General features: G+C 70.5%; 5 protein-coding genes and 2 pseudogenes. 5 read left to right on the top strand and 2 right to left on the bottom strand.

All coding sequences use genetic code 11. From position 1 onward, the window contains the following. Nucleotides 1-963, bottom strand: a 963-nt coding sequence (locus tag AB0C29_RS36730; RefSeq protein ID WP_360830413.1) for a BTAD domain-containing putative transcriptional regulator, incomplete at its 3' end; no start/stop codon positions are given. A gap of 421 nt (nt 964-1,384) precedes the next feature. Here AB0C29_RS36730 and AB0C29_RS36735 point away from each other — a divergent pair. The 4 genes and pseudogenes from AB0C29_RS36735 to AB0C29_RS36750 form a co-directional block, all read left to right on the top strand. Then, nucleotides 1,385-1,717 (top strand): hypothetical protein, encoded by a 333-nt coding sequence (locus tag AB0C29_RS36735; protein ID WP_360551170.1) that lies wholly within the window; start codon nt 1,385-1,387, stop codon nt 1,715-1,717. Between the two features lie 157 nt (nt 1,718-1,874). After that, a complete protein-coding gene (locus AB0C29_RS36740; RefSeq protein WP_360830416.1) occupies nt 1,875-2,498 on the top strand; it encodes a response regulator transcription factor in 624 nt (207 codons plus the stop codon). 38 nt (nt 2,499-2,536) lie between these two features. Then, nucleotides 2,537-2,809 carry a DUF6582 domain-containing protein gene (locus tag AB0C29_RS36745; protein ID WP_360830418.1) on the top strand — a complete coding sequence of 91 codons (273 nt, stop codon included), beginning with the start codon at nt 2,537-2,539 and terminating at the stop codon, nt 2,807-2,809. Nucleotides 2,810-2,900: 91 nt separating this feature from the next. Beyond that, nucleotides 2,901-2,993: pseudogene (locus AB0C29_RS36750) on the top strand (hypothetical protein); the annotation flags it as partial. A gap of 68 nt (nt 2,994-3,061) precedes the next feature. Here AB0C29_RS36750 and AB0C29_RS36755 read toward each other — a convergent pair. Further along, a pseudogene (locus tag AB0C29_RS36755) lies at nt 3,062-3,631 on the bottom strand (NAD-binding protein); the annotation flags it as partial. A gap of 118 nt (nt 3,632-3,749) precedes the next feature. On the opposite strand from AB0C29_RS36755, the gene AB0C29_RS36760 reads away from it, so the two are divergent. Continuing rightward, the coding region (locus tag AB0C29_RS36760) for a hypothetical protein (RefSeq protein WP_360830421.1) at nt 3,750-4,120 on the top strand (371 nt) is incomplete at its 3' end.

The following is a 4,120-nucleotide window of genomic DNA, read 5'->3' on the forward strand; positions in this document are numbered from 1 at the left end:
CAGGGCCGCGCCGAGCAGCGCCGACTTGCCCATGCCGGGGGTGCCCTCGATCCGGATACTGCGGCCCCGCCCGACGGCCACGTCGGTGCCGGCCCGGCGCAGCAGGCGGATCTCGGCGTCCCGGCCGACCAGGGTCGCCGCCTCGGCGGGCGCGGCCGGCGGCCCGGCGCTGCGGGCCGGCGCGGACAACTCGTTGGTGCCGGTGAGGATGCGTAGCCGCATGGCCCGCAACGCGGCGCTGGGCTCGGTGCCGGTCTCCTCCAGCAGCACCCGGCTCAGATGGTCGTGCACCTGCAACGCCTCGGCCCGGCGACCACCGGCGTGCAGGGCGGTCATCAGCATCCCGTGCAGGGCTTCCTGCAACGGGTACGCCTGCACGAGCAACCGCAGCGCGGCGATGGCCTCTTCGTGCCGTCCCAGATCCAGCAGCAGGGCGGCGTGGCGTTCGGCGCTGGCCAGTCGCAACTCGGTCAGGCGCAGGCGCTGGGCGGCGGCGTACGGGCCGGGCACGCCGGACAGCGCCTCGCCCTGCCACAGCCGCATGGCCGCCTCCAGGGCCGCCAGCTCGGCGAACCGGTCACCGGCAGCCCGGTGCCGCCGGCTCTCCTCGCGCAGCGCCTCGAAGCGGAACACGTCCACGTCCTGCTTGCGGACGTGCAGGCAGTACGTGCCGCCGCCGGAGGTCAGCAACTGGCCGGCGGACCAGCGGTCGCGCCCCGGCTCGAGCACCTGGCGCAGCGTCGAGACGTACGTGTAGACGTTGCCGACCGCGCTCGCGGGGGGTTCCTCACCCCACAACGCGGTGATGAGCTGCTGGCGGGAGACCGCGTGACCGGCGTGCAGAGCCAGCACGGCCAGCACCGCGGCACGGCGTGCCGAGCCCAGCGGGAGCTCCGTCTCGTCCCGCCACGCGCGTACGGGTCCCAGCAGGCGAAGGTCCAGACCTTCGTGCTCTGCCGTCATGGCTGCCCAACCTCGTCGTCGTGGGATCGCTGCCAACAGGTCGTCAGTTGAACATGCAAGCTTTCGTTCACCGCAGACCGATGTCCCTCATCGGGGTTCTGATACCGCTGCTGTGCCACCATTCCTAGCGAATGCGCGCAAGAGTGCAGATCCGCCGCGCGCAGGGGCAGCATATCTCCGCAAGTGATATTCGCTACTTGCCTTCTTTGCGTGACGAAAGCATTACGCATTCCGGCTGCCCCGCGTCCAGTTGTTGACGGTCCGTAATCGGTGACGGGCGGCTGGGCAATGTTACTGGTGGGTCAGGGCACTTCCAGGGGCGTGAGGTTCCGCCGGGAGCGCGCTGCTGATGGACTCGCTGCGATGTGCGGGCCGGCGGCACTGTCCGCGAGCCGGCCGGCAACCCGGGCGAGGAGGCCAGATGAGCGGGACCCCACCTCCCCTGCCGTTCGCCGGGGAGTTGTTTCTGCACCTCGCCGCCGAGGGCCGGCTGGTCCTGGACGCGGTCCGCGCGGATGCGGCCATCGCCGGTCTGGAATGCACCCTGGCCCAGATCCGTGCGCGCCTGCGGGTCATCCGGATCTGGCAGCAACTGCCCGCGCAGCGCGTGGACGAACTGCCCGAGGAACTGGTGCAGGATGTCGTCGACGCGGTATTCGCCGACCAATTGGCGCCCGGTCAATTAGAGCGTGCGGCAATCGAGTTGCCCATCTACATCGAGGCGCTGCGGCGGGCGAGCGCCCCGCGCGATTAAGCCGACCGGACCGCGAGCCTGGTTAAGAGATCGGCAATGAGCTGCGTCGATCTCACCACCTTCACGGCGGATCGGCGGCGATGAAGGTCGCGTGAAGATTTTCTGAAGACCCCTTCCGGAGACTGGCCCCGGCCGTACCGATCAACCGGAGGTAGCAGTGGACCAGGTTCGGGTCGCCCTGCAGGCGATGGACCCGCTCAGCCACGCGGGGCTCGCCAGTTTTCTTCAGTCCCGGCCGGAGCTCACCCTGCTTCGCGCCGCCGAACGGGCCGACGCCACGGTGCTGGTCGTGTCGACCGACCGGCTCAGCACCGACGTGATCGCCATGCTGCGGCGCTCGGCGGCCGAGACCGGGGTGCCGGTCGTGCTGGTCACCAACGAGATCAACGAGACGGAACTGCTCACCGCGGTCGAGTGCCGGGTGGTGGCGGTGCTGCCCCGGGCGGCGGTCACGGCCGAGCGTCTCGCCCACAGCGTGCTGGCGGCGGCCTCCGGCGGCGGCGTGATGCCCCCCAACCTGGTCGGCGAGCTGCTCAAGCACATCGAGCGCCTGCAGCGCGACGTGCTGACCCCGCACGGCCTGAACGCCTCGGGTCTGACCCCGCGCGAGATAGACGTGCTGCGCCTGATGGCCGACGGCTTCGACACCAGCGAGATCGCCGGCGAGCTGTGCTACTCGGAGCGCACGGTGAAGAACGTGATCTACGGGTTGACGCACCGGCTGAAGCTGCGCAACCGGTCGCACGCCGTCGCGTACGCCCTGCGCAGCGGAATGATCTGATCGTTTTCCCGGCCGGGGCAGCGGGGTATGGAACCGGCATGGCCAAGAAGACCTGGAAGCCCGTGGACGAGCACGGCACCCTGTCCGCGGCGGACCGCAAGGAACTCCCCGACAGCGCCTACGCCTTCCCGGACAAGCGCAAGGAGCCGCTGACCGACGCCGACCACGTGCGCAACGCGATGGCTCGTTTCAACCAGACCAAGGACGTCACCGACGCCGAGCGCGATCAGGCCTTCGAGAACATCAAGGCCGCCGCCGCGCACTACGACATCGAGATGACCGAGAAGAGCTGGCACGAGTTCGGCCGCTGAACGCCCTGCCGTTAGGGGTTCTCACCTTGGACCGCGGTTGTAACGTGACCGCATGGCCGCGGGCGGGATCAGGGACCGGTTCCGGGCGCAGATGCGCCAGGAGGTCAAAGAGGCGGCCCTGCGTCAGCTCGCGGAGGGCGGCCCGGGCGCGCTGTCCATCAACGCGATCGCCAAGGAGCTCGGCGTCTCCGGCCCGGCGCTCTACAGATACTTCACCGGCCGGGAAGCTCTGCTCACCGAGCTGATCCTGGATACGTGCTCGGCCCGGACATCGGCGCGGCGGGCCACGTACAGGGTGCGGCCGGCCAGGCGGACGTGGGTCGGTGCCACCTCGCCGAGAGACGCGGCCACGAACGCGGGGGCGGCCATCGCAGCGTCGGACAGCACCGCACAGTCGGCGAACAGGCGGCGGACGCCGTACCCCAGGCCGGTGTTGAACATCCGGATCACCAGGCGCAGGTCGGGCTCGACGGCCTGGGCGCAGAGCGCCGCGTGCAGGTTGACCACGTCGTCGGGCATCACCAGGGCGAGCGCCGCCGCGCCGGCCAGCCCGGCCGAGCGGAACGTGCGCTCGTCGAGACGGTCGGCCCGGATCACCCGTACGCCGCGCAGCGTGGCCAGGTCGGGCACGTCGGCCCGGAGCCTGGCCGGGACGATCACCGTGAGCCGGATCCGGTGCCCGGCGTTGGCCAGCTCCTCGGCGACCGTGTAGACCAGCGCGTCAGCGCCGCAGACCACGAAGTGCGGGCGGGTGTCGGCGTTGCGCCGCAGCCGGGAGACCAGGGATCGGCCGGGTGGTTCGCGGGCTGGTTCGACGGCCATGGCGGCATCGTAGCCAGCGGATCATCGCTGCTTGACCCCGTTGCTCCCCGAACCCTCCATGCAGGCCACTCGTTGGCCTTTCCGACCGTTTAGTCCGAGTTCATGCTGGAGGATATCGATGCGCAAGTGGTTCTACGCCGGGGCGGTGGTCGGCGGTTTCCTGCTGCTCGGCGCGGCACCCGCGCAGGCTGATGTGGTCCCGGCACCGGCCGGCGGGCTGCTGGGCTCGCTGGGCGGCGGCGCCACTCAGGGACTCGGTCTGGACCCCGCGGGTGGACTGAACCTGGCGAGCCCGCTGGACGGCTCGTCGCTCATGGACGTCAAGCCGGGGCAGAACTCCGCGGACCTCACCGGACCCGCGTCGGGTCTGGCGGCACAGGACGAGGCCCGTACCCGCGTCATCGCGGTCGCCCAGTTCATGGTCGTGCTCGACGTGACGATCGTGAACGTGGCGCTGCCTGACATCCAGCGGGATCTGGGCTTCTCGGC

The sequence above is a fragment of the Actinoplanes sp. NPDC048791 genome, from assembly GCF_040650095.1.
In the GTDB taxonomy this organism is placed as follows: domain Bacteria; phylum Actinomycetota; class Actinomycetes; order Mycobacteriales; family Micromonosporaceae; genus Actinoplanes.

Bases quoted from the DNA above. Each gene is read 5' to 3' on its own strand.
- AB0C29_RS36735 (WP_360551170.1), top strand. From the start codon at position 1,385: ATGAGCGGGACCCCACCTCCCCTGCCGTTCGCCGGGGAGTTGTTTCTG.
- AB0C29_RS36745 (WP_360830418.1), top strand. From the start codon at position 2,537: ATGGCCAAGAAGACCTGGAAGCCCGTGGACGAGCACGGCACCCTGTCC.